The organism is Rhizobium sp. BK313 (assembly GCF_014193655.1).
Taxonomy (GTDB): Bacteria; Pseudomonadota; Alphaproteobacteria; order Rhizobiales; family Rhizobiaceae; genus Rhizobium.
Map to the genome: position 1 here is coordinate 128,939 of NZ_JACHZQ010000003.1, position 25,154 is coordinate 154,092.

Genomic DNA, 25,154 nt, shown 5'->3' on the forward strand with positions numbered 1-25,154 from the left:
CCGGGTCGGCACATTAACACGCGACGCAGTGGCTCAGGTCCGACAGACAGCAAACAACTGTGACGCCCGGTCGTTTACGAAAGCTTAGCGAGGATTTTGTCAACGAGCGCCTTTGCTGCAGCCGTTGAGGGGGAGCATTGGTAAACCAGATCGCAAAAACGCTCAAAAGACTTTCGTTCACCGAGCTCGAGAGAAGCAAGGGCATTTCCCGTAGCAGGAACCACATCACTTAATGCTTCCAACTCTGCCCTAAGAGTATTTATATCGGCTGATTGAATGGCAATGTCTTCGGGTATAAACACCCTTTGTTGTAGGGCCCTTTGGATTCGCGAGAAGCTCTCTTCAGCCCGCGCTGTCTGTTTTGCGCGCTCTGTTTCGCCGACAGCACCCTGCGACAAGACATCCACAACTTCTCTCACAGCATGTTTCTGCAGCTCGATCTCTCGAAGCCAATTTCTTTTGATGGAACTTGTGCGGCAAAGATTTGCGATTTCCCTGGCAACCGGTGACAGCTGATTGGTCAGATTGTGATAATGGGCATTCTGCTCGAAGTGATCCCGACGGCCATTTGGAACGATTTTTCGATCGACAACGTGGATTTCACCAACGGCCCACGCATTAAACCGTATCTCGGGGAACAACTCCTCAAGAAGGTTATGCTCGCCAATCTGAACATTTCCAGCGCGAAGCCTCAGCCCTTTCACGCCAGCAGCATTCGGCAGCGCGCCCTCATAGTCATGATGAAGAACCCAGACAATCGCTGCAAGATCGCCGTCGATCGCTGAGATTTCGCTGACCGAAAGCCGATTGAATCGAATTGAAGGATGGCCGTTCGGCGCAAGGACGTCGCGGTGCGGCCGAAAGACAGGCCGGTCGTTCCCCTCAATCCGAATATCTAGCTCTCCGAGCGCAACGACCGGAGCAAGCGCTTCACGGATCTTGGCTGCAAAACTGAATTCCGGCGCGAATGGAACGGGCGCGACTTGACCAAGATATTCGTCCACGGCGGCTGGACTCATCAACTTGTCGCTGCGCAGACGAACAACTCCGCGCAATTCGACTTCGAAAAATCGGTCTGGATAGTCGTCGGTCGTCTTCTTTCTCAAGGTCGCAACAGAACGTATCAGACTCTGTATGTCGCCGTCGCCTTCACGCAAGGCCGACTTCAGCCGCCGGCAATCCCACGTCAATTCAGCCACGGTCGCATCTGACGCTGTCCTGGAGCGGAAGATCAATTCTTGCGCATAGCCCAGTCCTGCGAGACGGCCGACACCCCTAAATCCTCGCGCATTTGTCCCACGTTTGCCGCTCGCGCCGAGTGCCGCCATCTTACGGGAGAATTCAGCATTCGTCAGGCCGGCTCCATTGTCGCGAATCCGTATGCTTCTCGTTGCGGGATCAATCGTGATCAAAACCTTCCCATCTTCTTCGACAGAAAGCAGGCCGTTGCTGCGCGCGTCGTCGATGGCATCAGCAGAATTTTGCACATACTCGCGGTAGATAGTCATCGGATCGATGTACATCGCACTGGAAACCAGTTCCAAGACATCCCGACCAATCGTAACCTCTTCGAGAGGCTCGCTCTGGCCTTCCGCTTTCGCGGCAAGAAACGCCGCCCGGCTCATCCGTGTAGTGCCCTCCGTTGTCATGCCATAGCCCTTTGCGTTGGTGCGAGCTCTGCAGCAATGGCGATGCTCTCCTCGTCATAGTCCAAACCAGCGTCTTCAACGCGCTCGTCTTCTGCCAGCCCGAGATCAGACATCGATTCCAGACGGATCAGTTCTTTTTGCGTTGCCCAGATCGTGGTCAGTTCATCCTTGGACGCCGGAATATAAAAGCGGAGGATGCGGCGAACCTTATCGTTGGCCGCAAAGTCGCTGAGCATCACGAACTCCCGGGGATCGCGGGACGACAGCAGTTCCATCAGCTCTGCACGCTCGTAATTATCCAGCGAAGCGAATTCCACCTGAAATTCGTAAAGCTTCTGATCTTGGTCGTATCGCTCGTACCAAGTCCGATTGAATATGAAATCGTGCGGCATCATCAGAATACGGGAATAATCCTCGAATGTGTCTCCAAAAGCATGCTTGAAGAAGTCGGGCGCGCCGCTCACGATGCCATGAGTTGCCTGCAACACGATCTGCATCGAGCGGAGTTGGTAACGGGTCCACTTCTCGCCGATATGCCCGCGGTTGGGGCGGTTCGTCGGTTGATAGCGCATCGGGAACGACCAGATTCGGATGCCAAGTTCCTCGTTGAGGGTCACGTTCAAGCGCATACGTTCGAACAAGTCTTCAGGTCCATCATGAAAGTTATAGAGCATATAGTTGGACAACTCGGTCAGCCCATATTCCGCTGCGTATCTCACTGCCTGTTCATACGGTTTCTTGACGCCGAGATGGTCGAAAGCGATCCGGAGTGGTTTTAAGCAGATCGTTGCCAGTTCGCGCAGATACATCGGATCCTTACACAGGATCCGGGCGTCAACGCCTTGGTTGAAGTCGACACGTCGCTGAACGGCGACCTTCGCGCCAGGCCTCATGAGCTTTGCCCCAGGCACGAACCCAAGATCGCGGATTTCTGCAATGATTTCCTTGAACCTGGCTGAGGCGACAACATTGTTGTCCATCAGGATAAGGTCCTTCTTCGGACCGTAATGCTCATCGATGGCGCGCACGAGATCCGTCAACGACTCGGTATCGCGCTGCATTCCTTCGAGTTTCGGCACACCGCAAAAATGGCATTTTCGAATGCAACCGCGCGATGTGTAAGCAAAATAGGCGTCTCGCACGGGGTAGCGGTAATCGATCTGCGATAGGATATCATAATCCGGGACGAGATCCTCAATCGGCCGCCCTTTCGTGTCGCTGGAATAGAGTTCCTCGGCGAACTCATCAAGTTGCAGGGATACCGCAGGGGAATCGGACAGAAGGCCTTTAATGAACCGGATGCCATGCCAGCGACGTTCATCGAGAAAGCGCTCGTGCATAAGAGATGCAGCAATCCCCCCGACGAAGACCTTGTCTGCCTGGCCGTTAGCCACTTCGAGTGCAAAATCGACCGACTGAGAAATCTTCGGATATTCGAAGGAAAAGAGCGTCGTTACATAAATCCGGTCCCACGCTTGGTTCATAACCGAGCGGTCCTCCCCCTTGATGAAACGGACGCGGTCACGCTTGCCACGGGGGCCATGATACTGGGCAATCTTCATCAGGCCCAATGGCGGATACTTGTTTTTGTAGCCTGGCTCGATGAGCAGGATATTCTTGTTAGCCATTGCTGACGACTTTCAAATGCGCGCGCTTGCGAACATCGCGAATGTAATCCACAGCAGGGCGAACGCCGCCTTCGCCGCCTAATCCATACAATTTTCCCTTGGTCGTCCAATCGACTTGGTGAGCGAAGTCCGTGAGCGCGTTCACGAACGAAATTCGATCTAGGCGGCTATCATCGGCTGCTTCTCGGTAAAGGTCCGCGGCAATATCCATCAAAGCGTAGACGCCCAATCCCTTGTTCAAGATGTGCTTGCGGGTGTTCGACCATTCTTCGGGAAGCACTTCGGAGACAGCTTTCCAGAAGGCAAGAACGATTTGGGCGGCTCGCTCGGTCGACTTCGTTTTTAGAATTCGTGTAGCAGTCAGGAAGCGTTTGATTGCCTTTTGCATCGTCCTAAGTGATGCCCGTCGCGTCATGCCGGACGTGCTGGTCCCACCGAGGTCAAGCTGTCGATGCCACGGTGATTCCGGGTCATTGTTAAGATGCAGGGCAATGAACAATTCGGGTCGGTCGTTGGCAAGGTCGCCCGCCAGGTGCGCATCGTGAAAATCGAGCAGACTGGTGCTGAGACCCTTCGCCTTGCTGTTGATCGTGCGGAATACCTCCATCTCCTCTTCAACGCTGAGGCCGATATAGCACATGAACGGAAGGGACAGATCCACCTCTCCCAGAAAGCCTAGCCGGTGCTGACAGTCAACCTGCGCCATGATTTTTCCAGCATTGGCACTGATCTTGAGTTCGGCTTGTCCATTGCCCTTCTCACACACTGACCACGCACCTGCGGATGGTCTGAGATTGAGGGTCAAAGGAATAGTTGAAGCGCCAGGCTGCCGGATGTAGCGCCGAAAATCCTGGCTATGCTGCGAGTTAAAGCGCCTCTGATAGCCAGCACCGGTATCCTCATTCAAGACGTCGGGAAAACTCAGATCGTGCAACACCTTGGCGGGTGCAAAGCCGAGAAGAACCATCCTACTGGCAGAGCTGCCGATCGAGCAAAAAATTGAAAAGGCTTCCGACATAGCATTATCCGCAACGCAGTATTGCATTCCCTGGGTGCAATTTCGTCGTTTTGAGCGTGCAAGTCAAGCGCCGCCGTTGTGTTTTCCGACAGGTTTTGGAGCTTTATGGTGTCCTGCTCGGAATGCGAACGTTAACGTATATGGACCCGCGCAGGGCGCTCTACGTGCGTGGCAGTCGCGCTGCTCTCAGCTGTGACCGAGACGTTTTCCAGGGTCACTGGGCATCGATTTCGTTTTTCTTGGCTTCTACTAGGTCTTTGTATTTGCGAGACTTTTTCTCAATTTCCTTCAACTCATATTGGATGCGGTCCCGGACCTGTTTTGGCGCATCGAGGATGTCGTCCTCAGTTGACGCTTCGACTAGCCATTTTTTGAAGCGGATCAATTTGTTGAGGACGTGGCTTTCGCCCCCTGCCGTGACGGCGGCCTCATGCGCTTCAGCGAAGTCGTAGGTACCATCCACGTAGCGCCGGACGATTTTACTGCTCGCCGTACAGATAACGGGAAGTTTGTCGCGTAACTCCATTGCCTTGCCAAAATGACCGGCTTGGATTTCGCCAACAATGAAGTCATCGAACCCCGCCACCTCTTCACGGATCTTCCTAATCTTCCGTGACTTCAAAAACTCGTCATAGTAACTCCACCGTTCGCGGTCGCCGTCGCCGTGCTCGATCATGAACTCATAGACAGCGACGAGGTGCTTTGCTTCGTCTTTGGTGAGCCCGATTTCTTTCGCAATGGCCGGGATGTCAACCATCTGATTTTTGAACCGCCGGTAAACGAAGCCGGCCTTCTCGTAGGGCGCCCAGTCCTTCTTTCCCTTGACATGGTACTGCGCGAGCAGAGCGAATACCGATTTTTCGTCGATGTCTGCCGGTAGAAAAGTGCATCTTACCTTGCCCCACAAAATAGGGTTTTCGCCGATCAGATGATGATAGGCCGCAAGCCGACTATTGCCCTCCAGAACGACGAAATCACCATCTCGAACGATCAGCGGGTCGATCAGACCGCCGTTGGCACGGATATCCTGTACGAGCTCCCTGACGTGCTCAAGGGTCTGAAGCTTTGCCAGAATATCGGTCTGTGTCGGCTGCACGCCGTCCGCACGCATAAACGAGTAAATTCGGGGATTATCGACGTAGAATTTCAAGGTCCTAACATCAACGTCGAGGGTGCGTGTGGCAATCTCGGCGCCGCGTAAAATGACCGAGCCTTGTTCGCTGACCTTGTTCAACATAGGTTTTTCGTTCGTCCTCCTCAATTAGGCCTCCAGACCCAGGATTTCCTTTATCATTTTGCCGAAATCGTAATTTGCGAGGCGGCGATATTCCTCTTTAGTGATGTCGGCCTGTCCAAGCTGGGCTGACAGCCTTTTCGCAGCAAGAAGCGAATCGACCCATTCATCGATCGATTCCGACGCAATCAGGTTCCAAATGAAACATGTGTCGGTCTGCGAAATCCTGTGGATCCGGTCTTGTGCTTGAAGGTAGTCGTCGAGGCTGAAGGACCGATCATAGAAGATCGCATGGTTGGCAATCGTCAGCGTAAGACCCTCCTTTGCCGCACCAGGAGTCGCAACGAGAACTTTCACCGATGGGTCAGCTTTGAACCTGGCAATTGCGTCATTGCGATCTGTGACGTCCACGCCCCCGTGCACTTTCACGGCTCCGAATTCTGCGAGGCGCATTTGGAGCCAGTCGGCGTTCTTAACAAAACTCGTCCAGACGATGATTTTCGACCCTGAACCGATGGCCTGCGTCACAAGCTCATGCAGCTTGGCGTATTTTCCCGGGGTTTCGGTGTAAGAATCGTCGACGAGTTTCGGATTAGATGCAACTTGGACTAACCGCAGCAGCCGCTTGAGACTTTCTTCAGCATCGTCGAGTGTCTGCCGCTCATCAACGACAATGGATGCGCCAAGATCCGTTCGGTACTCGTCGTAGAGCGCTTTTTGGCGTGAACTCATTTGGACCGCGATATTTTGAATCCGCTTTTCCGGGAGTTGGATCCCGGCCGTCAATTTTGTCTCCCGGACGGTAAATGCGCGGATCCGATCAAAAAGGTCCCCTAGTTCGTCCTCAAAGGCATCTCGCCGCCTCTCGTTCAACCAAAGGTCGTTGCTGAGATCGAGGCCGTTCTTGAAAACTTCGAAATCGGGGCCGAGAGACTCACCCTGATCAAGAAAGTAGATGAGTGACCAGATGTCATAGGGCCTGTTCGCAACCGGCGTACCTGTCATGATGATGCGGCGCTCCATGACTGGAGCAATGTCATGAAAGGCCCGGGCGAGGTCGGATTCCGGGTTTTTGATTTTTTGTGCTTCGTCGAGAATAACGCCGATGCGCCGAGTCTTCGCAAAAAGCCGCAAACGGCGTTGTTCGGTGCGAAATACCTCGTAATGGACGAGGAACACAGGGCTCGGAGAGTTCAGGGCGAAGAAATTTCCGGCATGGTTTTGGTCCAGGATCGTTGGATGGAGATATGAATGAGCCTTGATTTCGTCCTGCCAGTTCTGAACAAGGCCGCGTTTGGTAACGAACACGACCGTATCGACCGCATCGGTTCTCAGCCACTCGAGCGCAAGGTCGATGGCAATCTTTGTCTTGCCAAGACCCTGCTCGTGGAAAAGAGCGGCATAGGGTAAATCCTTCACAGCTTCGACCGCCTCAAGCTGGTAAAGGAAGCCTGAATGGCGCAGACCAAGGTTGAGCGATGGGTTACGTTTCAGCCGTGTTGAGGTTTCAGAGGCCATCGATGACCTCAATGGAAATGTTGCCGTGAGCGGCCGTGCGCAGTGCATCGACGATGGCAGCTGAACGGCGTCTCTGAAACGGAGGCACAGTGAGATAAAAGCTGGAGCCTTGGCGAACTGACAAATAGTCGAGGAATGCCAATATCTGACGTTGGGAGCGGCTGGTCTCGAGGTCGGCCATAGTTTTCGCTTCACCAATGACTTCGAACGTCGCTGGCAAGTCACTGGCGAAAAGATCAGGCGTGTATCCCGCTATCTGCGGAGGACGATTGTGCCCGAAGGTGTGATGATCGGCGAGTACCAGGAGCCCGCTGGGCGGGCGATGCCTCGCGCGGACGTGAGATATAAGCCGCTCGACGAGAAGCGTATGCGCCCTCGTCTCACCCGACATCATCTCTCCGCTGCTGGAACTCTCCAGCTAAATTCTGCAACGCGTCCAGGGCATCGAGCACATAACGCGCTACATCGTCATCCGGGTTCTGGCGAAGCCGCTGGATCTCAATGAACGGGATCTTTTCCGCCTTCTCGGTTATTGCCCTCGCCAACTGGCTAAGGCTGGCCGCGCGCAAGTCCGCGCCGATGTCGGGCCGCTCTATAGCATCAAGCGCCGCCTTGATATCCTTCTTGAGGAATATCGCCCTTGCATTCTTATCCCCGAGGACAAGCGGAAGCTGGCGAATGGCGATGAGACCATCGATCTTCTTCTCCTTCAGCCAGACGGCGAAGTCATCAAGCGAGAAGCCCGCTCGAAAAATAGCCGTCTTCACCTTCGTGTTCTGAAGTTCAACAAAGCCCGAGTACCGCTGCGTGTTATAGAATTCGCCCGGTTGATGAAGCTTTCGAAAGTGAGTTTCCATGTCCGCGTATGCGTTAATCGATTTCTGAACGTCCCGGCGGTCCCCGCCGCACAACTCGACTAATCGATCCAGGGGCATCAGGTGCTTGATTTGAAGCTCCCACTGATATTTGGCTTTCGAATATGCGTCCCAGGCGCGCGGCCCGACCAGATGTGCCTGAAGTCTGATGGCATCAACGCCGTCGCCGACCAGTGTCTCGTGGACGATAGCGGGTATAGTCGACCAATCGCCCGCAACTCCGTTTTCGTGAAACTGGCGATATATAAAGAGGCGGGTATTTCCTTCGATACACAGATATCGTCCAGCTTCGTTCCGACAGACGATAATCGGCTGCATGATCCCGCGATTTGCCAAAATCGAATTCCGCAGCTTGTCCGCGCCCGATACACCCTTGCTGGTGTCGCCATCGTCACCACCGATATCGAGGGCGAGCTGGATATTGTCGTCGGTTAGCTCACCTTCGAACCCTTCGACAAATCGACGGATACGCGGATTGTTGCGGTCGAGCTCGACGTCAAAAATCGGCAAATGTTGCTGCACACCGAACACGCCTATCCTCCTATGATTTCCACCACCATTAACAGTAGCATCGGCAATCTAAAAAATCCTGATTTTTTTACTACCGCACATTGAATTTACTGGAGATTGTAATGGAGGTGGAGCGCGCAAAGCCTCAACGGGGGATAGATTGGGCTTTCCAAAATAGTAAATGCATTCGGCATAACCATGCCTTTTGTTGGGTTTGAGGCTCCGTGGCCCGAACTTGGCAAGGCTGTGACGCGTGATTCAGCAGCGCTCAAGCCTCCCAGCCAAGACCGAATTCTCGGTGAGACCGTCACCCTCCTCCCGGTTCATGCAAGCGCCCATCACAAGCTCCAGTCAACAAAGGTGCAATCAAAGATGCAAATGCTCCGCGAACCTTATAGAACGCAGACGAAGATAATCTTGAATCTTGAATGGCCCCACGTTAGTCGCCGGGCGCCAATGTGCGCGCTTTTCAGCGTCTTCTATTCTGCAGCTGGGTCGGTCGTCTGGAGACTAACGCTTTGAATCCAGCGGGTTCGATCGCTCTTGCGCTCGTGCATGGCCAGAAATAGGCGCCGTCCGTTGCCTAATAGCGTGAGCGCGTCGCTGACAAAGCACGGCGAAACGCGCAGCCAAGCAGACCAACGGGGCTCGCCACGCACCTTATCGATAAGCCCCATTCCCTTCGGTGCATTGTAAATCGGGATCTGTCGACCACGATAGGAACGATACTTGGGCGAGCCATGCTCATCGCGCGCTTGCACATCTTTGAGCGTCGCATGAATATCATCTGAGCTCATATTGTTGGCATAGAACGTGAGCTCATAAGTGTCGCCTCCTCTTTTTTCGGGATAGGTGGCGACTCCGACGATCACCAACTGCGTTCTGAACACCAACAGCGGGTGGTCGTCATCTGCGTTCCATGCGAATTGGGGAGCGAAAACATCATGATTGATGGCGGCTTCAACATTCGCCTCGTAACCTTCAACGCGGATGGCGAGAAATGTGTATTCGTCATCAGGTGTCTTCCGCCGCTTCTTCCTCTGGGGCATCGAAACCTATCATCCGTTGCTGCCATGGATACGGTTTGGCCGAGACACTAAGTAAAACATATCATCTGGCTCTAAGCTATCAGCACGGCTTTGCAGGCACGTCCAGGAAACCGGACGTCTGTGTGTTTCGGGAAAGAGCGTAGCGGCTGGCTTGAACGCTCAGACGGGGCGCCGATAAGGTTTGATTGTCCATCCACGCTTAACCTCCCCCGTTTTCCACCGTCCGCATGCGGCAATTGCCCATATGTCTGACACGGCGCTGAACAATAAGGCGACAATGGTGCAAGCAATGGTGCAAGTACAGGTCAAAGATTTCTAAAAATTTACGATTTTTCAATCACTTACGAGAAGTTCATGGCGGACAGGGAGGGATTCGAACCCTCGGTACGCTTTCACGTACACACGCGTTCCAGGCGTGCGCCTTAAACCACTCGGCCACCTGTCCTTTGGCGTTTCGCAACCGGTCAGGAGGCAAATCGTCGGAACGGCCGCGATATATACCGATGAATTTCTCAGGATCAACCTGAATCTGACAGATTTTTGACTTGCGGACAGAAAACTCCGGGCCTCTCCTCCATTGCGCTTATCTGGCTCTCAACTTATCTAAGGAGATGGATGGGGCAGAGTGCGATTGGCCAGTCGTGTATGGCCGATGGGTAATGAGTATTCGGAGGGGTCGATGCGTTTCTTGTTGCGTTTTGCCAGCCTTGTTGCGCTGGTTGTTGCGGTGATCGCCGGGACCATCGATTCCATCCAATCGGTCGCAGCCTCCGCAGTCGTGCTGACCCCGATGGGAGACGCCTGGAAGGATGTCAGCCCGTCATCGCTTACGACCGTCCAGTCTCTGATTTCCTACTATATCCATCCGCGCCTTTACAATCTGGCAGTCCAGTGGCTGCTGTTCCAGCCGGCCTTCGCGGTGTTCCTGGTGATCTCGCTGCTTCTCTGGATGATTGCCTACAAGAAGCCGCCTGTTGCGGGCCGCTTCAGCGTTTGAGACCGCCTGGACGCTATAAGAATTCAGTCAACCGGGCGATGGAGACGGGAGAGGGAACTTGCTTGACGATGGCGTTGGCACCTTTGGCATAAAAGCGGAGCGCCGGAATATCGCGGCGGGCCTTACGCGCATCCCCGCGTCACCATTTCACCGTCTTGGAATTCATATCGGAGCGCCCGTCAATGCGTCATGCCGGTGCGATGGCAGGCAGCACCGTCGCGTCCAGTCGCATGGCGATATCGATATCGTTCCGGCGGGATTGGATGGCGAGTGGGAGGACGATGCCGATTGCTCGATTCTGCGGCTCTGGATAAACCCTGCGATCGTGCGCAGTGCGGCGGAGGATCTGGAGATCGATCCCGACAGCGTTGCCGTCATTCCTAAGTTCCAGCATCGCGATCCAGGTATCGAGCACATCGCCTTGGCGCTGGAGACGCAAATGAGGATGGATGAACCCTCCGATCGCCTGTTCGTCGAAAGCCTTGGAAAGGCGCTGGCGGTGCGGCTCATCAGCGGGCCCTTCAACCTGACGACCACCGCCGCCAGGCAAAAGCTTTCATCAAGCCAGAAGCGCAGGCTGGTCGAGTTCATCGAATCCCATCTCGATCAGGATTTATCGCTGGCACAATTGGCAGACGTGGCGGCAATCAGCGTATCGCATCTAAAGGTGCTGTTTCGCCGTACATACGGTATGCCGGTTCATCAATATGTGATCCGCTGCAGAGTGGAGCGCGCTAGAAGCTTGCTTGTAGCGGGGGAACTGCCGATCAGCCAGATTGCTCTGGCCACCGGTTTCGCCCATCAGAGCCATATGGCACAGGCGATGAAGCGTGTTCTTGGTGTGACGCCGGCCAACATCGCCCGGATGAGGCAATAATCTGGAGAACGTCAAGCGGCCATTGTTGTGAGGCGCCGACGCGAAAATATACTGCCCGTTTTTGCTCTTCATCGTCCGATCCTGTGCGACAGGACCTATAAAAACAGCATGCTCTCCATCCGCGATGAAACGTTTGAGGATGTGAGAGATGTTCGTAGTTTTAGGGGCGACCGGAAAGATTGGACGGGCGACGATTGGCGAGCTCCGCCGCCATGGTGCACCGGTAAGAGCCGTCGTTCGACGTCAAAATAGCGCCGATGACCTGCGCGCCATGGGTTGCGATATCGCCGTTGCGGACATTCAGGACAGTGAGGCTCTCAGTGAAAGCATGAGAGGCGCGACAGCCGTGCAGATCATCTGCCCCACGGGTGTTCGGGCAGACGACGCAGCCGCGGAGATGAAAAACAGCATCAGAACGATCGTCCATGCGCTCGACCGGAACCGGCCGAGCTCAGTTCTGGCAATTTCCGACTATGGCGCGCATCTCGCGTCTGACACCGGCATTACGTTGACTTTCCATCACCTGGAGTCAGAACTGAAGAAGCTCCCCGCCGCTCTGACCATTCTGCGCTCCGCCGAGCACATGGAGAATTGGAGCCGCGTGGTCGGACATGCGGTCGAGACCGGCGTGCTGCCAAGCCTGCATCATCCGGCAACCAAACTATTTCCCACCGTGTCGGCTTCCGATGTCGGCGTCATTGCGGGTGAATTGCTGCTATCCGGTGTTCATGCTCCGCTCAACATCGTCCACGCGGAGGGGCCGGATCGCTATAGCGTCGAAGACGTCGCGTGGACGGTTGGAGAGCTCGTCGGCCGGAAAATTGCCGCCCGGGAGATGCCTCGCCCAGACTGGATTCCGGCGCTCGCTCGAGGAGGGCTTGGCGCAAGCTATGCCGAACTGGTTGCCGCGATGTATGACGCCCACAATGCCGGGCGGATCGACGTTGAGCCAGGTGGAGACGTAAGACAAGGTCGAACCGATCTGCGGAAGGTTCTGGCTTCGATGATGAAAGGTTTCTTGTGAGGGAAGGGGTCTCGACGCGGCGGCGCCCGCTCGCGCGAAAGTTTTCGGACGAGTTGGCCGATTTTTGATCGCCCCGCGTGATCATCGATGCAGACGGGATCGCCTTCTTCCGGTCTGAAATCAGGCGATCCGGTGTGTTTTGGACAGCCTTGCTTATGTAGATCGCGAGCGTATCAAGGCAACCCGCCGCCAGTACGGCGATGGCTCGGGTTTGTCGCCGCGATACCTGCATCGGACCCTTGGTTGGCTAATAAAATCGCAGTTTGAGGGCGAAAATGTCCAAAAATCAGCTCCTTTGGGCGGGTTTTTGGCAATTCCCACAAATCTTTACCAACTGAAAAATTTCTCGTGAATTTTTCGTGCAGCCATGCAAGGATGCGCGCCAGCTTGGCCTCGGGGGAGGTCGGCGGTTCCGCAGACATGTCCGGTCAACGGGCTTGCGGGAGGACCCAACAAGATAGCAACAACAGGGCTGCAACTCATGAAAAAATCCCTTTTGACCCTTTTCGCCTTGGCTGCCATGTCGGCAACCGCGCTTGCGGCCGACATCAAGCCGGCGATCGTTTATGGCACCGGCGGCAAGTTCGACAAGTCCTTCAACGAAGCGGCCTATAATGGCGCCGAAAGGTTCAAGAAGGAAACCGGCGTCGCCTACCGCGACTTCGAGCCGACGGGCGACACCCAGGGCGAACAGGCACTGCGCAACTTCGCCAGCAAGGGCTTCAATCCGGTCATCGCCGTGTCCTTCGCCTGGACGTCCGCTCTCCAGAAGGTTGCCGCCGAATATCCGAAGACCCAATTCGTTCTGATCGACGACAGCCTCGATCTGCCGAACGTTCGCTCCGTCAAGTTCAAGGAAAATGAAGGTTCCTACCTTGCCGGCGTCATGGCGGCCATGGCTTCGAAGTCCGGCAAGATCGGCTTCGTCGGCGGCATGGACATTCCGCTGATCCGCAAGTTCGAATGTGGCTATGAGCAGGGCGCCCGCGCCACCAACCCGAAGATCGAAGTCTTCCAGAACATGACCGGCACGACCGGTGCTGCATGGAACGACCCGGTTCGCGGCGGCGAGCTTACCAAGAACCAGATCGACCAGGGCGCTGATGTCGTCTATGCGGCGGCGGGCGCCACCGGCCTCGGCGTGCTGCAGACGGCTGCCGACAACAAGAAGCTTTCCGTCGGCGTTGACTCCAACCAGAACTACCTGCATCCGGGTTCGGTTCTGACCTCCGTCGTCAAGCGCGTCGATCTCGCCGTCTACAACGCCTTCACCGATGCCAAGAACGGCAAGTTCACACCTGGCACGCAGGAACTCGGCCTCAAGGAAGAGGGCGTCGGCGCGGCCATGGACGACAACAACAAGCCGCTCGTCACGCCGGAAATGAAGGCCGCCGTCGACAAGGCGACCGCCGACATTATTGCCGGCACGATCAAGGTGCACGACTACACGACCGACAACGCCTGCCCGAAGAGCTGATATGAAATAAGGGCGTATGACGCATTCAAAACGTCATACGCCCTTTTCTTATCCGGAAGTCTGGTTTCTGGAGCTGCGTAGTGAGCCAAACGCCTGCCATCGAACTCGTGGGCATCGACAAGAAGTTCGGTGCCGTCCACGCCAATAAAGACATCAATCTGACCGTTGCCAAGGGCTCGATCCACGGAATCATCGGTGAGAATGGTGCCGGGAAATCGACTCTGATGTCGGTAATCTATGGCTTCTATCATGCCGACAGCGGCGAGATCCGCATCAACGGCAATCCTATCGCCATCCGGGACAGCCAGGCGGCCATCGCCGCCGGCATCGGCATGGTGCACCAGCATTTCATGCTGGTCGACAATTTCTCCGTGTTGGAAAACGTCATGCTGGGCGCCGAAGGCGGCGCATTGCTGGCCAAGGGCGTCGCCGCCGCCCGCGCAGAACTCAGGCGGCTAGAGACGGATTACGGCCTGGAAGTCGATCCGGACGCATTGATCGAGGAGCTTCCGGTCGGTCAGCAGCAGCGTGTCGAGATCCTGAAGGCTATGTTTCGCGGCGCCGAAATCCTTATTCTCGACGAACCGACCGGTGTTCTGACGCCCGCAGAAGCGGACAATCTGTTCCGCATTCTCCGCGTGCTGCGCGACCAGGGCAAGACGATCATCCTGATTACCCATAAGCTGCGCGAAATCATGGCGATCACCGATACGGTGTCTGTCATGCGCCGCGGCGAAATGGTCGCCACCCGCAAGACGGAGGAAACCACCGTCGAAGAGCTTGCCGAGCTGATGGTCGGCCGCCGCGTGCTGCTGCGGGTCGAAAAAGGCTCTGCCCATCCGGGCGAGGTCGTGCTCTCCGTGCGCAATCTGACCGTCAAGGACGGCCGTGGCGTCACCATGGTCGACAATGTCTCTTTCGATGTCCGCGCCGGCGAGATCGTTGGTATCGCGGGTGTGGCGGGCAACGGCCAGTCGGAGCTGCTGGAGGCGATCGCCGGCATCCGCAAGCCCGCGTCGGGCGAGATCCACCTGCACGGCAAGCCAATCGGCACGGCCGATCCCGCGGCGCTGCGTGACCTTGGCCTTGCACACATTCCCGAGGATCGCCATCACATGGGCCTCGTCCTCAAGTTTGAGGAATACGAAAACTCGATGCTCGGCTATCACCGCGACACCAAATATGGCCGTGGTGGAATGCTCGATCTCGACGCCATGCGCAAGGATGCGATGGAGAAGATCGAGAAATACGACATCCGCCCGCCGAACGCCCGGCTGAAGACTGCCAATTTCTCCGGCGGCAACCAGCAGAAGATCGTCGTCGCCCGCGAAATCGAGCGCGATCCGAAAGCCTTGCTGATTGGCCAGCCGACGCGGGGCGTCGACATCGGCGCCATCGAATTCATCCATCGCCGCATTATCGAGATGCGGGATGCTGGCAAGGCAATCCTTCTGGTGTCGGTGGAGCTGGATGAAATCCGCGCGCTTTCGGACCGCATCCTCGTCATGTTCGCCGGCCACGTCGTCGGCGAGAAAACGGCTGACGCCGGTGAACAGACACTCGGCCTGATGATGGCCGGCATTGCCGCATGAGGCCTTGATGAGCACTGCTTCCGTTCCGCTCCCCAATTGGATCACCTATGGTCTGATTCCCATTCTGAATCTCGTCATCGCCTTCCTGATCTCTGGCCTCGTCGTTTGGTTTATCGGCGAGAGTCCGTTGGATGCGTTGAACCTGCTCCTGCAGGGCGCACTCGGCAGCGGTGAAGGCATTGGCTTTACGCTGTACTATGCCACAAGCTTCATTTTCACCGGCCTGTCGGTCGCCGTCGCCATTCATGCCGGCCTGTTCAACATCGGCTCCGAAGGCCAAGCCTATGTCGGCGGCCTCGGCTGCGCCCTCGTGGCACTGACGCTCGACAGATACGTGCCCTGGTATGTCACGATGCCCTTCGCGGTCATTGGTGCGGCTGTATTCGGCGCGCTCTGGGCTCTCATTCCCGCCTGGCTGCAGGCCAAGCGCGGCAGCCACGTCGTCATCACCACCATCATGTTCAATTTCATCGCCTCTGCGATGATGAACTTCATCTTGGTGCATGTGCTGATCGTGCCGGGCAAGATGGCGCCGGAAACCCGCACCTTCCTTGAGGGCGGCCAGTTGCCGAAGCTCGATTGGCTGATGGGCATCTTCGGTTCGACCATCGGCGCGGCACCGCTCAATGTTTCCTTCCTGATCGCGCTGGTCATGTGTTTCCTCGTCTGGGTGCTCGTCTGGCGCACCAAGCTCGGCTACGAAATGCGAACGCTCGGCCTCAGCCCGACGGCCGCCGTCTATGCCGGCATTCCTTATGCCCGCACGGTCATCATCGCCATGCTGATCTCCGGCGGTCTCGCCGGCATGATGGCGCTCAATCCGGTCATGGGTTCATCGGCCCGCCTGCAGGTCGAATTCGTGCTCGGCGCCGGTTTCGTCGGCATCGCCGTGTCGCTGATGGGTCGTAACCATCCCTTCGGCATCATCCTGGCGGCAATCCTGTTCGGCATTCTCTATCAGGGCGGCGATGCGCTTTCTTTCGACATGCCCAACATCACGCGTGACATGATCGTAGTGATCCAGGGACTGGTCATCCTGTTCGCCGGTGCCCTCGAATATATGTTCCGTCCCGCGCTGGTGCGCGTCTATCAAAAATTCGCCAGGACGTGAGGATCGGACGATGGAATATTATGATCTTCTCATCAGCATACTTGGCTCGACCGTCCGCCTGTCGATTCCGCTGATCTTCACCGCACTCGCCGGGCTCTTTTCCGAGCGCGCCGGCATTTTCGATATCGGTCTCGAAGGCAAGATGCTGGCATCCGCCTTTGCCGCTGCCTGCGTCGCGTCCGTCACCGGCTCGGCCTGGGCCGGCCTCGGCGCCGGTATCATCGCATCGGTGGCGTTTGGCCTGCTTCATGGCTTCGCCTCGATCACCAATCGCGGCAACCAGATCGTCTCCGGCGTTGCGATCAACTTCCTGACCGCGGGTTTGACCATTGTGCTCGGCCAGGCCTGGTTCGGTCAGGGCGGGCGCACGCCGACGCTGCCGGCCGACGCGCGTTTCGCTTCGATCACATTGCCGGGCGCCGACGCCATCCGTGACGTGCCCTTCATCGGGCCGTTCTATGCCAACGTCATCTCCGGCAACAATATCCTCACCTATCTCGCCTTTCTCGCCGTGCCGATTTCCTGGTGGATCCTCTATCGCACCCGTTTCGGCCTGCGCCTGCGCGCTGTCGGCGAAAATCCGGGCGCCGTCGATACGGCAGGCATCTCCGTCGAGTGGCTCCGGTATCGGTCGCTGATCGTCGCCGGCATTCTCTGCGGCTTCTCCGGCACCTATCTTGCCATCGCCCAGTCGGCGGCCTTCATCAACAACATGTCGGCGGGCAAGGGCTATATCGCGCTGGCGGCGCTGATCTTTGCAAAGTGGAAACCGGTGCCGGTCATGTTCACCTGCCTGCTCTTCGGCTTCCTCGATGCTTTCGCCAATTTCATGCAGGGCAAGGCGGTGCCTGGCATCGGCGAAGTGCCGGTACAGATTTTCCAGGCGCTGCCCTATATTCTGACCTGCATCCTGCTTGCAGGCTTCATCGGCGTCGCCAAACCGCCAAAGGCGGGCGGCGTGCCCTATACCAAGGAGCGCTGATCCATGTCGCATGATCTGTTCGAGGCCGCCCGCGGAGCGATGGCCTTTGCCCATGCACCCTATTCGAAATTTCCTGTCGGCGCGGCGATCCGCGCGGAGGATGGCAAAGTCTATACCGGCGCCAACATCGAAAACCTGTCCTTCCCGCAGGGCTGGTGCGCCGAGCCGACTGCGATCAGCCACATGATCATGGCCGGCGCCAAGAAGATCGTCGAAATGGCCGTCATTGCCGAAAAACTGCCGCTCTGCCCGCCCTGCGGCGGCTGCCGGCAGAAGATCGCCGAGTTCGCCAGCAAGGAAACGCGCATCTATCTTTGCGACGAAACCGGCGTGAAGAAGACCATGACCATGGACGAGATGCTGCCCTTCAGCTTCGAAACCGAGATACTGGGATGAGCGCCGCCGTCGAAATCCTGGCCGCAAAGCTCGGTGATCTCCAGCCGCGCTACGGCATAGTCCTGGGCTCCGGCCTTGGTTCCCTGGTCGACGAGGTGCGGGATGCGGTACGCATTCCGTACGCCGACCTTCCAGATTTCCCCGTCAGCGCCGTTTCCGGCCATGCCGGAACACTGGTTGTCGGCTATCTCGGTAACGTGCCGGTCATCATGCTGTCCGGCCGCGTGCACTATTACGAGAAGGGTGACGCCAATGCCATGCGCGTGCCGATCGAAACCCTGAAGGGTCTCGGCATCGAGACGCTGATCCTCACCAATTCCGCCGGATCGCTGCGCGAGGAAATGTCGCCGGGATCGGTGATGCAGATCACGGATCACATCAATTATTCGGGGATGAACCCGTTGATCGGCGAGGAAAGCGACAAGCGTTTCGTCGGCATGACCAATGCCTATGATACCGACCTGATCATGCGAATGCGCAAGGCAGCGGAAAAGGCCGAGATCAAGCTGTCGCACGGCGTCTACATGTGGTTCTCCGGCCCGAGCTTCGAAACTCCGGCGGAAATCCGCATGGCGCGCATCATGGGCGCCGATGCGGTCGGCATGTCGACGGTGCCGGAAGTTATTCTTGCGCGTCTTTTCGGCCTGAGGGTTGCAGCCGCCTCCGTCATCACTAACTATGGGGCTGGCATGACCGGCGCCGAGCTCACGCATGAAGAGACGAAGGACATGGCCCCGGTTGGCGGCGCTCGCCTTGCTGCCATCTTGAAAGAAATGATTGCGGACGGAGGAAACGAACAATGACGAGCCATTCCCTTAGAGAAACGGCGGCCGTTGCGCTTTCCCTTCTCGATCTCACCAATCTCAAGGACGATTGCACGCCGGCCCAGATCGAGACGCTCTGCGCCCGGGCCCAGTCGCCCTATGGCAACACCGCCGCTATCTGCATCTGGCCGCGGTTCGTTGCTCAGGCGCGCGGTATTCTCGGAACCGACCATGCCGTGAGGATCGCGACCGTGGTGAATTTCCCGGCCGGCGATATGGAAGTGGCCGACGTCGCCGCCGAGGCGCGTGAGGCGATCGCCGATGGTGCGGACGAAATCGATCTCGTCATTCCCTATCGTGCGCTGCTGGCCGGCAACGAGCAGGCCGTCACCGACATGGTTGCCGCCGTCAAGGCCGAATGCACGGGACCGGTGCTGCTGAAGACTATCCTCGAAACCGGTGAACTCAAGGACGTGGCGCTCATCCAGCGCGCCTCAGAACTGGCAATCGAGGCAGGCTCCGATTTCATCAAGACGTCTACCGGCAAGGTCGCCGTCAACGCGACCCTGGAAGCCGCCGATATCATGCTGCGGGCGATCCGCCAGAGTGGCCGCAAGGTGGGCTTCAAGCCGGCGGGCGGCATCGGCTCCGTTGGTGATGCGGCCCTCTATCTCAGCCTCGCCGAAACCATCATGGCGCCGGATTGGGCCATGCCCTCGACCTTCCGCTTCGGCGCGTCGAGTCTTCTCGACGATATCTTGAACGTGCTCGGCGGCGGGCAGTCCACCGCGGCGGCTTCCGGATACTGAGCGATGATCCCGCAGGAGATCATCCGGCGGAAGCGGGATGGCGGCACGCTACCCGCCGCCGATATTGACGCCTTCATCGCGGCCCTTGCGCGGGGTGACCTGGCCGAAAGTCAAATCGGCGCCTTCGCCATGGCCGTCTGGTTTCATGGCATGACGCGTGAGGAGACCGTGGCGCTGACGCTGGCCATGGCCCGCTCCGGCGACAGGATTTCCTGGCCCGGTATCGACAGACCGATCGCCGACAAACACTCGACCGGCGGTATCGGCGACAACGTTTCGCTGATGCTGGCCCCGATTGCAGCTGCCTGCGGCCTTGCCGTGCCGATGATCTCCGGCCGTGGCCTCGGCCATACCGGCGGCACGCTGGATAAGCTAGAATCGATCCCCGGCTACGGCATCACCCCGGATGCGGCACACTTCCGCAAGGTGGTGGATGAGGTGGGCTGTGCCATCATCGGCCAGACTGGGACGTTGGCGCCTGCTGACGGCAAACTCTATGCCGTGCGCGATGTCACTTCGACGGTCGATTCCGTGCCGTTGATTACAGCTTCGATCCTATCGAAGAAGCTGGCCGCGGGCCTCGAAACGCTGGTCCTCGACGTCAAGATTGGCAATGGCGCCTTCATGACCTCGCTGGAAGAGGCCGAGACGTTGGCTCGGTCGCTGGTTGAGGTGGCGAACGGCGCGGGCGTCAGGACCTCGGCTCTGATCACGGATATGAACCAGCCGCTGGCCGACGCGGCCGGTAATGTCGTCGAACTCCGCAATTGCCTGGATTTTCTGAAGGGCGGCAAAACCGGCACGCGGCTCGAAACGGTCGTGTTGGCGTTCGCCGCAGAGATGTTGACGCAGGCGGGGGTCGTTAAGTCATTGGCCGAGGCTGACGCAAAAGCGCGCGAAGCCCTTTCCTCCGGCAAGGCAGCCGAGCGGTTCGGCCGCATGGTTCGCGCCCTTGGCGGCCCTGCCGATCTGCTGGATCGCCCGGACAGATATCTGATTGCCGCGCCGGTGCAGAAGCCGGTTCTTGCGTCGTCGGATGGCTGGTTGACGGCCTGCGATGCTCGCGCCATCGGCATGAGCGTGATCGATCTGGGGGGCGGTCGCCGTCATCCGCAGGATAAGATCGATCATCGCGTTGGCTTCAGCGATATCCTGCCGCTCGAAACGAGGGTCGCCAAAGGCGACCGCATCGCAACTGTCCATGCCGCCGACGAGGCGAGCGCCGAAAGGGCCGCAGCAGATTTGGCCGCGAACTACCGGATTGGTGATGCCGCACCCGTTCTGCCGCCGGTGATCGTTACGCGGATCTGAGAGGCAACTATTGAGTCAGACGCAATGAGCCGTTCTCGGCGCCATAGGAATTGAGCTTTTTCAGGAAACTCATGCCGATCAACGTCGTGCTCAACGCGTCGTCCTTGGCAACCACGGCGTCGACATCGCGGACCTTGATCGTGCCGATCTCGAGACGGTCGAGTTTGGCGAGCGCCACCTTGGACGCGCCATTGGCTGTCTGGATGGTGTAGCGATAATCGAGATCGTTGCCGCTGATGCCGAGGCGGCGTGCTGTGCTCTCGTTGATTGCCACATAGGTTGCGCCCGTATCGATCAGACCATGCACCGACCGGCCGTTGATCTTGAAATCACCCTCATAGTGACCGCCCGCGCCGGCTGGCAACATCACGCTTCCATATGCAGCCGGCGCCGCAATGGGCTGCTGCGCCAACGCAACTTCGCCGACGGCCGTCGAGCTTTCGCTGGTTGCCGCTTGCTTACTGAGCAACGCGGGAACCTGCGTGGCAGCTGCGGCGATGAGGCCGGCAAAGACAAGAACGCGAACGAGCATCGGCGAGATCCTTCCTATGGGCTTGGTTATCTCGAGCCCATTTGATCCCCGACGTTTAAAGCATCTTCGCTGACAGGTCGCTAAACAGATCAATAAAAAGCCCGGCAGTTGGGGGCTGCCAGGCAAAAAACAAATATAGCGACAGGATTTACTTCGTGCCGTACATGCGGTCGCCGGCATCGCCGAGGCCGGGAACGATATAGCCTTTTTCATTCAAATGGCTGTCGATCGCTGCTGTGAAGACCGGCACGTCCGGATGCGCCTTGCAGAAATTGGCGAGGCCTTCCGGTGCGGCGAGCAGGCAGAGGAAGCGGATATTGTGGGCGCCGCGCTCCTTCAGCTTGTCGATGGCCGCGATAGAAGAGTTGCCGGTTGCCAGCATCGGATCGACGACGATGATCAGGCGCTCGGAAATATCCTCCGGCGCCTTGAAGTAGTATTCCACCGGCTGCAGCGTCTCGTGATCGCGATAGACGCCGATATGCGAAACGCGGGCCGAGGGTACGAGGTCGAGCATGCCTTCCAGCAGACCGTTACCGGCGCGCAGGATCGAGGCGAAGACCAGCTTTTTGCCCTCAAGGATCGGCGCGTCCATGGTCTGAAGCGGCGTCTCGATAGTCTCGATCGTCAATTCGAGGTCGCGGGTGACTTCGTAGCAGAGCAGCGTCGAGATCTCGCGCAACAGCCGGCGGAAGCTGCCCGTCGACGTGTCCTTCTTGCGCATGATGGTCAATTTATGCTGCACGAGCGGGTGATCGATGACAGTGACGCCGTCCATGGTTTCAGCCTTCCAGTAATTCCGCGATATGAGATGTTTCTTTCACGGAAATCGCCCTCGGTGCAAGAAAATAGGCCTCACGCAGAGATTTCATCCCCAGTCTGCGGCCTAAACGATGCTGTTACAGTCTTGCCAATAGCGCCGCCCGCGTTGCCTCGTCCACGAAGGCCGCCTCGATAGCCGTGCGGGTCATAGCGTCGATCTCGTCGTCGCTGAAGCCGAAGGCGGTGGAGGCAAGATCGTATTCGCGCTTCAGAGAGGTGTGGAAGAAGGGCGGATCGTCGGAATTGATGGTGACGCGGACGCCGGCGTCGCGAAGCTGGCGCAGCGGATGCGCGGCGAAATCTGGGAAGACATTCAGTGCGACATTCGACCCGGGGCAGACTTCCAGCACCGTGCCGAGATCCGCAAGGCGCTTGACAAGGTCGGCGTCCTCGATGGCGCGCACGCCATGGCCGATGCGCGCCGGGCGCACCAGCGTGACGGCATCGGCAACGCTGAACGCGCCGCAGACTTCGCCGGCATGGATGGTGAGGCCGAGGCCGGCTTCGCGGGCAATGTCGAAAGCACGTGCATAATCTGCGACACGGCCCATGCGCTCTTCGCCCGCCATATTGAAACCCGTGATCAGCGGATTATCGCTTTTGGCGGCATATTCGGCAGCCTTGATGACGCGATCCGGCCCAAAATGACGTTCGCCGGTGACAAGCAGCCTGGCGACGATGCCACTTTTTTCCTGTGCCGCGCGAATGCCGGCCGAGACGCCCGCCATATAGGCGTCGGCGCCGAGGCCGATGCGGTCGCCATGGTCGGGCGAGACGATCAGCTCACTATAGATCGTGCCGATGCCCGCAAGCTCCTCGAGATAAGTTTCGGTCAGCAACGCGTAGTCTTCCTCCGTGCGATAGACCTCGGAGACCTTGTCGTAGCAGACGAGGAATTCGGTAAAATCCTTCCAGAGATAGATGCCGTCACGCATGAAGGCGCTGGTATCGACGTTGTATTTCCGTGCCTGCGCGAGCGTCAGCGCCGGAGGAGCCGCGCCCTCGAGATGACAATGCAGCTCCACCTTCTTCAAATGCGATGTCACAGAAAACTCCTTCCATGCGGCCCCGCCGCAATTCCCAAATGGCGCGCGACGGTTTCGCCGATATCGGCATAGGTCTGTCGGATACCGATCGGACGCGAGCGGATGCCGGGTCCATAGGCGATCACAGGCACGCGCTCGCGCGTGTGGTCGGTACCGCGCCAGGTCGGGTCGCAGCCGTGATCGGCGGTCAGGATGACGAGATCGCCGGGCTTCAGTTTCTCATGCACATCCGGCAGTCGCGCGTCAAAGGCTTCAAGCGCGGCCGCATAGCCGGCCACATCACGGCGATGACCATAGACCATGTCGAAATCGACGAAATTCGTGAAAACGAGATCGCCATCGGCTGTTTCGTCCATAGTCTTCAGCGTTGCATCCATCAGCTTCATGTTGCCGTTGGCTTTGATGACTTTGGAGATACCCTGATGCGCGAAAATATCGCCGATCTTGCCAACCGCATGCACGGTGCGTTCGGCCTTGACCAGGCGGTCGAGCAGGGTCGGCTCGGGCGGCAGCACGGAGAAGTCCCGGCGGTTGCCGGTACGCTCGAACGTGGTCTGCGTCTCCCCGATGAAGGGCCGGGCGATGACGCGGCCGATATTATAAGGATCGAGCAGGGTGCGGACGATCTGGCAGAGAGCGATCAGCCGTTCGAGGCCAAAATGGCGCTCATGCGCTGCAATCTGGAAGACGGAATCGGACGAGGTGTAGCAGATCGGTTTGCCGCTACGGATATGTTCCTCGCCATATTTGGCGATGATCTCTGTGCCGGATGCGTGGCAGTTGCCGAGAATGCCGGGGAGATCGGCCGCTTTGCAAATGGCCTCCACCAGCTCCGGCGGAAAGGCGTCGCCCTCAGCGGAAAAATAACCCCAGTCGAACATCACGGGCGTGCCGGCGATTTCCCAGTGGCCCGACGGCGTGTCCTTGCCGTGTGAGACTTCATTGGCGCAGCCATAGAGACCATAGAGCTTTTCCGGCTTCGGCATACCAGCCGGATAGCGGCCAGTCGCCGCCTTGGCAATTTCCAACAATCCGAGACCCGACATGTTCGGCAGCGCCAAAGGACCGGAACGCAGGCCTTCGCGATCGGCAGCACCCGCCGCGCAGAACTCGGCGATATGGCCAAGCGTATCTGCGCCCTCGTCGCCGTAGGTCGCCGCATCCGGACCGCCGCCGACACCGAAGGAATCAAGAACGAAGAGAAAGGCGCGCGCCATGGATCACCCGATAAGATTGCTCAGTGCGCGACATCTAATGTCAGGCGCATTGGACGTCACCCATATAACGGAGGCGTCGACTTGGCAATTTTCCTGTTAAATGGGGAATATCGCACGGATTTACAGTAGTTCGGCTCAACAGTCGGTACAGGCGACCGAACTGCCGGTGCGCGGACGATAAAAATACTGGCGGCTGATGGTGATCTGGCTGCTACCGGCGGGCAGGAAATCTGAGCCGAAACTGATGAGCTGATACGGAATGGCGAGCTCGGTGCGCACCAGAAACGAGCCTGCCTGACCGATGTTGCTGGGCACTGTGACGGCACTGCCGGTCGAATAGGGCTTGCTGCCGTCCTGCGCCCAGGACCACGCGACAGTGGCGTTGCTACCGGAGTCGATGGCGACGCCGGTGATCTTCAGCGTCAGGCCGGTTGTCGCATAGGGTGCAAAAATGGCGCCGGCGACGGAAGGCATCTCGGCGAGCGACGATTTCGTGACGCTCGATTGCTGGGTGAGGATGTCGGCGATGGAGCCGGCCGACCGGCTCGCGCGCTTTTCGACGCTGAGGGCGATGGTGAGTTCGAAGGCGCCGAGATAAAGCATCAGCAGCACGGGGAAGAGAATGGCGAATTCGATCGCGCCGATGCCCCGCTCGTCGCGGGCAAAGCGCCGCAAAGGAGCACAAAGCGTTACCATCAGCGCTTTCCCATACATCT

25 protein-coding genes and 1 tRNA gene are annotated in these 25,154 nt (G+C 57.9%); 11 read left to right on the forward strand and 15 right to left on the reverse strand.

What is annotated here, in order from left to right:
* Positions 1 to 74: 74 nt before the first annotated feature.
* The 9 genes from FHT86_RS17005 to FHT86_RS17045 form a co-directional block, all read right to left on the reverse strand.
* Complete coding sequence (locus tag FHT86_RS17005) at positions 75 to 1,649, reverse strand: ATP-binding protein (RefSeq protein WP_133708006.1); 1,575 nt, start codon at positions 1,647 to 1,649, stop codon at positions 75 to 77.
* Complete coding sequence (locus tag FHT86_RS17010) at positions 1,646 to 3,277, reverse strand: radical SAM protein (protein ID WP_133708007.1); 1,632 nt, start codon at positions 3,275 to 3,277, stop codon at positions 1,646 to 1,648. The genes FHT86_RS17005 and FHT86_RS17010 overlap by 4 nt, the downstream gene beginning before the upstream one ends.
* On the reverse strand, positions 3,270 to 4,295 hold the full coding sequence (locus tag FHT86_RS17015; RefSeq protein ID WP_133708008.1) for a DGQHR domain-containing protein: 1,026 nt from the start codon (positions 4,293 to 4,295) through the stop codon (positions 3,270 to 3,272). Before FHT86_RS17015 ends, FHT86_RS17010 begins: the two co-directional genes overlap by 8 nt.
* 214 nt (positions 4,296 to 4,509) lie before the next feature.
* A complete protein-coding gene (locus tag FHT86_RS17020; protein WP_133708009.1) occupies positions 4,510 to 5,532 on the reverse strand; it encodes a ParB N-terminal domain-containing protein in 1,023 nt (340 codons plus the stop codon).
* 24 nt (positions 5,533 to 5,556) lie between these two features.
* Positions 5,557 to 7,047, reverse strand: coding sequence for a DEAD/DEAH box helicase (locus FHT86_RS17025; protein WP_133708010.1), 1,491 nt, complete (start codon positions 7,045 to 7,047; stop codon positions 5,557 to 5,559).
* Positions 7,037 to 7,228 carry a hypothetical protein gene (locus FHT86_RS17030; protein WP_133708011.1) on the reverse strand — a complete coding sequence of 64 codons (192 nt, stop codon included), beginning with the start codon at positions 7,226 to 7,228 and terminating at the stop codon, positions 7,037 to 7,039. The genes FHT86_RS17025 and FHT86_RS17030 overlap by 11 nt, the downstream gene beginning before the upstream one ends.
* Before the next feature lie 199 nt (positions 7,229 to 7,427).
* Positions 7,428 to 8,453 (reverse strand): ParB N-terminal domain-containing protein, encoded by a 1,026-nt coding sequence (locus tag FHT86_RS17035; protein ID WP_133708012.1) that lies wholly within the window; start codon positions 8,451 to 8,453, stop codon positions 7,428 to 7,430.
* A 458-nt stretch (positions 8,454 to 8,911) separates the two neighbouring features.
* Positions 8,912 to 9,481, reverse strand: coding sequence for a hypothetical protein (locus tag FHT86_RS17040; protein WP_133708013.1), 570 nt, complete (start codon positions 9,479 to 9,481; stop codon positions 8,912 to 8,914).
* Positions 9,482 to 9,836: 355 nt separating this feature from the next.
* Positions 9,837 to 9,926, reverse strand: a tRNA-Ser gene (locus FHT86_RS17045).
* A 234-nt stretch (positions 9,927 to 10,160) separates the two neighbouring features.
* Here FHT86_RS17045 and FHT86_RS17050 point away from each other — a divergent pair.
* From FHT86_RS17050 to FHT86_RS17060, 3 genes are all read left to right on the forward strand, one after another.
* Positions 10,161 to 10,478 carry a hypothetical protein gene (locus FHT86_RS17050; RefSeq protein WP_133708014.1) on the forward strand — a complete coding sequence of 106 codons (318 nt, stop codon included), beginning with the start codon at positions 10,161 to 10,163 and terminating at the stop codon, positions 10,476 to 10,478.
* A gap of 58 nt (positions 10,479 to 10,536) precedes the next feature.
* Entirely contained in the window at positions 10,537 to 11,355 is an 819-nt protein-coding gene (locus FHT86_RS17055) for an AraC family transcriptional regulator (protein WP_133708015.1), read from the forward strand.
* Positions 11,356 to 11,503: 148 nt separating this feature from the next.
* Positions 11,504 to 12,379 carry an NAD(P)H-binding protein gene (locus FHT86_RS17060; protein WP_133708016.1) on the forward strand — a complete coding sequence of 292 codons (876 nt, stop codon included), beginning with the start codon at positions 11,504 to 11,506 and terminating at the stop codon, positions 12,377 to 12,379.
* A gap of 173 nt (positions 12,380 to 12,552) precedes the next feature.
* On the opposite strand, the gene FHT86_RS17065 is transcribed toward FHT86_RS17060, so the two are convergent.
* Positions 12,553 to 12,801 (reverse strand): hypothetical protein, encoded by a 249-nt coding sequence (locus tag FHT86_RS17065; RefSeq protein WP_133708017.1) that lies wholly within the window; start codon positions 12,799 to 12,801, stop codon positions 12,553 to 12,555.
* Between the two features lie 59 nt (positions 12,802 to 12,860).
* Between FHT86_RS17065 and FHT86_RS17070 the strand changes: the two genes are divergently transcribed.
* The 8 genes from FHT86_RS17070 to deoA all read left to right on the forward strand — a co-directional run bounded on the left by FHT86_RS17070 (position 12,861) and on the right by deoA (position 20,821).
* Positions 12,861 to 13,856 (forward strand): BMP family protein, encoded by a 996-nt coding sequence (locus FHT86_RS17070; RefSeq protein ID WP_133708018.1) that lies wholly within the window; start codon positions 12,861 to 12,863, stop codon positions 13,854 to 13,856.
* An 80-nt stretch (positions 13,857 to 13,936) separates the two neighbouring features.
* On the forward strand, positions 13,937 to 15,448 hold the full coding sequence (locus tag FHT86_RS17075; protein WP_133708019.1) for an ABC transporter ATP-binding protein: 1,512 nt from the start codon (positions 13,937 to 13,939) through the stop codon (positions 15,446 to 15,448).
* A 7-nt stretch (positions 15,449 to 15,455) separates the two neighbouring features.
* On the forward strand, positions 15,456 to 16,559 hold the full coding sequence (locus FHT86_RS17080) for an ABC transporter permease (RefSeq protein ID WP_133708020.1): 1,104 nt from the start codon (positions 15,456 to 15,458) through the stop codon (positions 16,557 to 16,559).
* A gap of 10 nt (positions 16,560 to 16,569) precedes the next feature.
* A complete protein-coding gene (locus tag FHT86_RS17085; protein WP_133708021.1) occupies positions 16,570 to 17,541 on the forward strand; it encodes an ABC transporter permease in 972 nt (323 codons plus the stop codon).
* Between the two features lie 3 nt (positions 17,542 to 17,544).
* Complete coding sequence (locus FHT86_RS17090; protein ID WP_104821630.1) at positions 17,545 to 17,937, forward strand: cytidine deaminase; 393 nt, start codon at positions 17,545 to 17,547, stop codon at positions 17,935 to 17,937.
* Positions 17,934 to 18,740 carry a purine-nucleoside phosphorylase gene (locus FHT86_RS17095; protein WP_133708022.1) on the forward strand — a complete coding sequence of 269 codons (807 nt, stop codon included), beginning with the start codon at positions 17,934 to 17,936 and terminating at the stop codon, positions 18,738 to 18,740. Before FHT86_RS17090 ends, FHT86_RS17095 begins: the two co-directional genes overlap by 4 nt.
* Complete coding sequence (gene deoC / locus FHT86_RS17100; protein WP_133708023.1) at positions 18,737 to 19,510, forward strand: deoxyribose-phosphate aldolase; 774 nt, start codon at positions 18,737 to 18,739, stop codon at positions 19,508 to 19,510. The genes FHT86_RS17095 and deoC overlap by 4 nt, the downstream gene beginning before the upstream one ends.
* Before the next feature lie 3 nt (positions 19,511 to 19,513).
* Entirely contained in the window at positions 19,514 to 20,821 is a 1,308-nt protein-coding gene (deoA, locus tag FHT86_RS17105; RefSeq protein ID WP_133708024.1) for a thymidine phosphorylase, read from the forward strand.
* Between the two features lie 7 nt (positions 20,822 to 20,828).
* On the opposite strand, the gene FHT86_RS17110 is transcribed toward deoA, so the two are convergent.
* From FHT86_RS17110 to FHT86_RS17130, 5 genes are all read right to left on the reverse strand, one after another.
* Entirely contained in the window at positions 20,829 to 21,353 is a 525-nt protein-coding gene (locus tag FHT86_RS17110) for a TIGR02281 family clan AA aspartic protease (RefSeq protein WP_133708025.1), read from the reverse strand.
* 148 nt (positions 21,354 to 21,501) lie between these two features.
* The gene (gene upp, locus FHT86_RS17115; RefSeq protein WP_133708026.1) at positions 21,502 to 22,131 is read right to left on the reverse strand and encodes a uracil phosphoribosyltransferase; all 630 of its coding nucleotides are present in this window, start codon (positions 22,129 to 22,131) and stop codon (positions 21,502 to 21,504) included.
* Positions 22,132 to 22,252: 121 nt separating this feature from the next.
* The gene (locus FHT86_RS17120) at positions 22,253 to 23,221 is read right to left on the reverse strand and encodes an adenosine deaminase (RefSeq protein WP_133708027.1); all 969 of its coding nucleotides are present in this window, start codon (positions 23,219 to 23,221) and stop codon (positions 22,253 to 22,255) included.
* The gene (locus tag FHT86_RS17125; RefSeq protein WP_133708028.1) at positions 23,218 to 24,438 is read right to left on the reverse strand and encodes a phosphopentomutase; all 1,221 of its coding nucleotides are present in this window, start codon (positions 24,436 to 24,438) and stop codon (positions 23,218 to 23,220) included. Before FHT86_RS17125 ends, FHT86_RS17120 begins: the two co-directional genes overlap by 4 nt.
* Positions 24,439 to 24,573: 135 nt before the next feature.
* Complete coding sequence (locus tag FHT86_RS17130) at positions 24,574 to 25,152, reverse strand: TadE/TadG family type IV pilus assembly protein (RefSeq protein ID WP_133708622.1); 579 nt, start codon at positions 25,150 to 25,152, stop codon at positions 24,574 to 24,576.
* Positions 25,153 to 25,154: the final 2 nt, after the last annotated feature.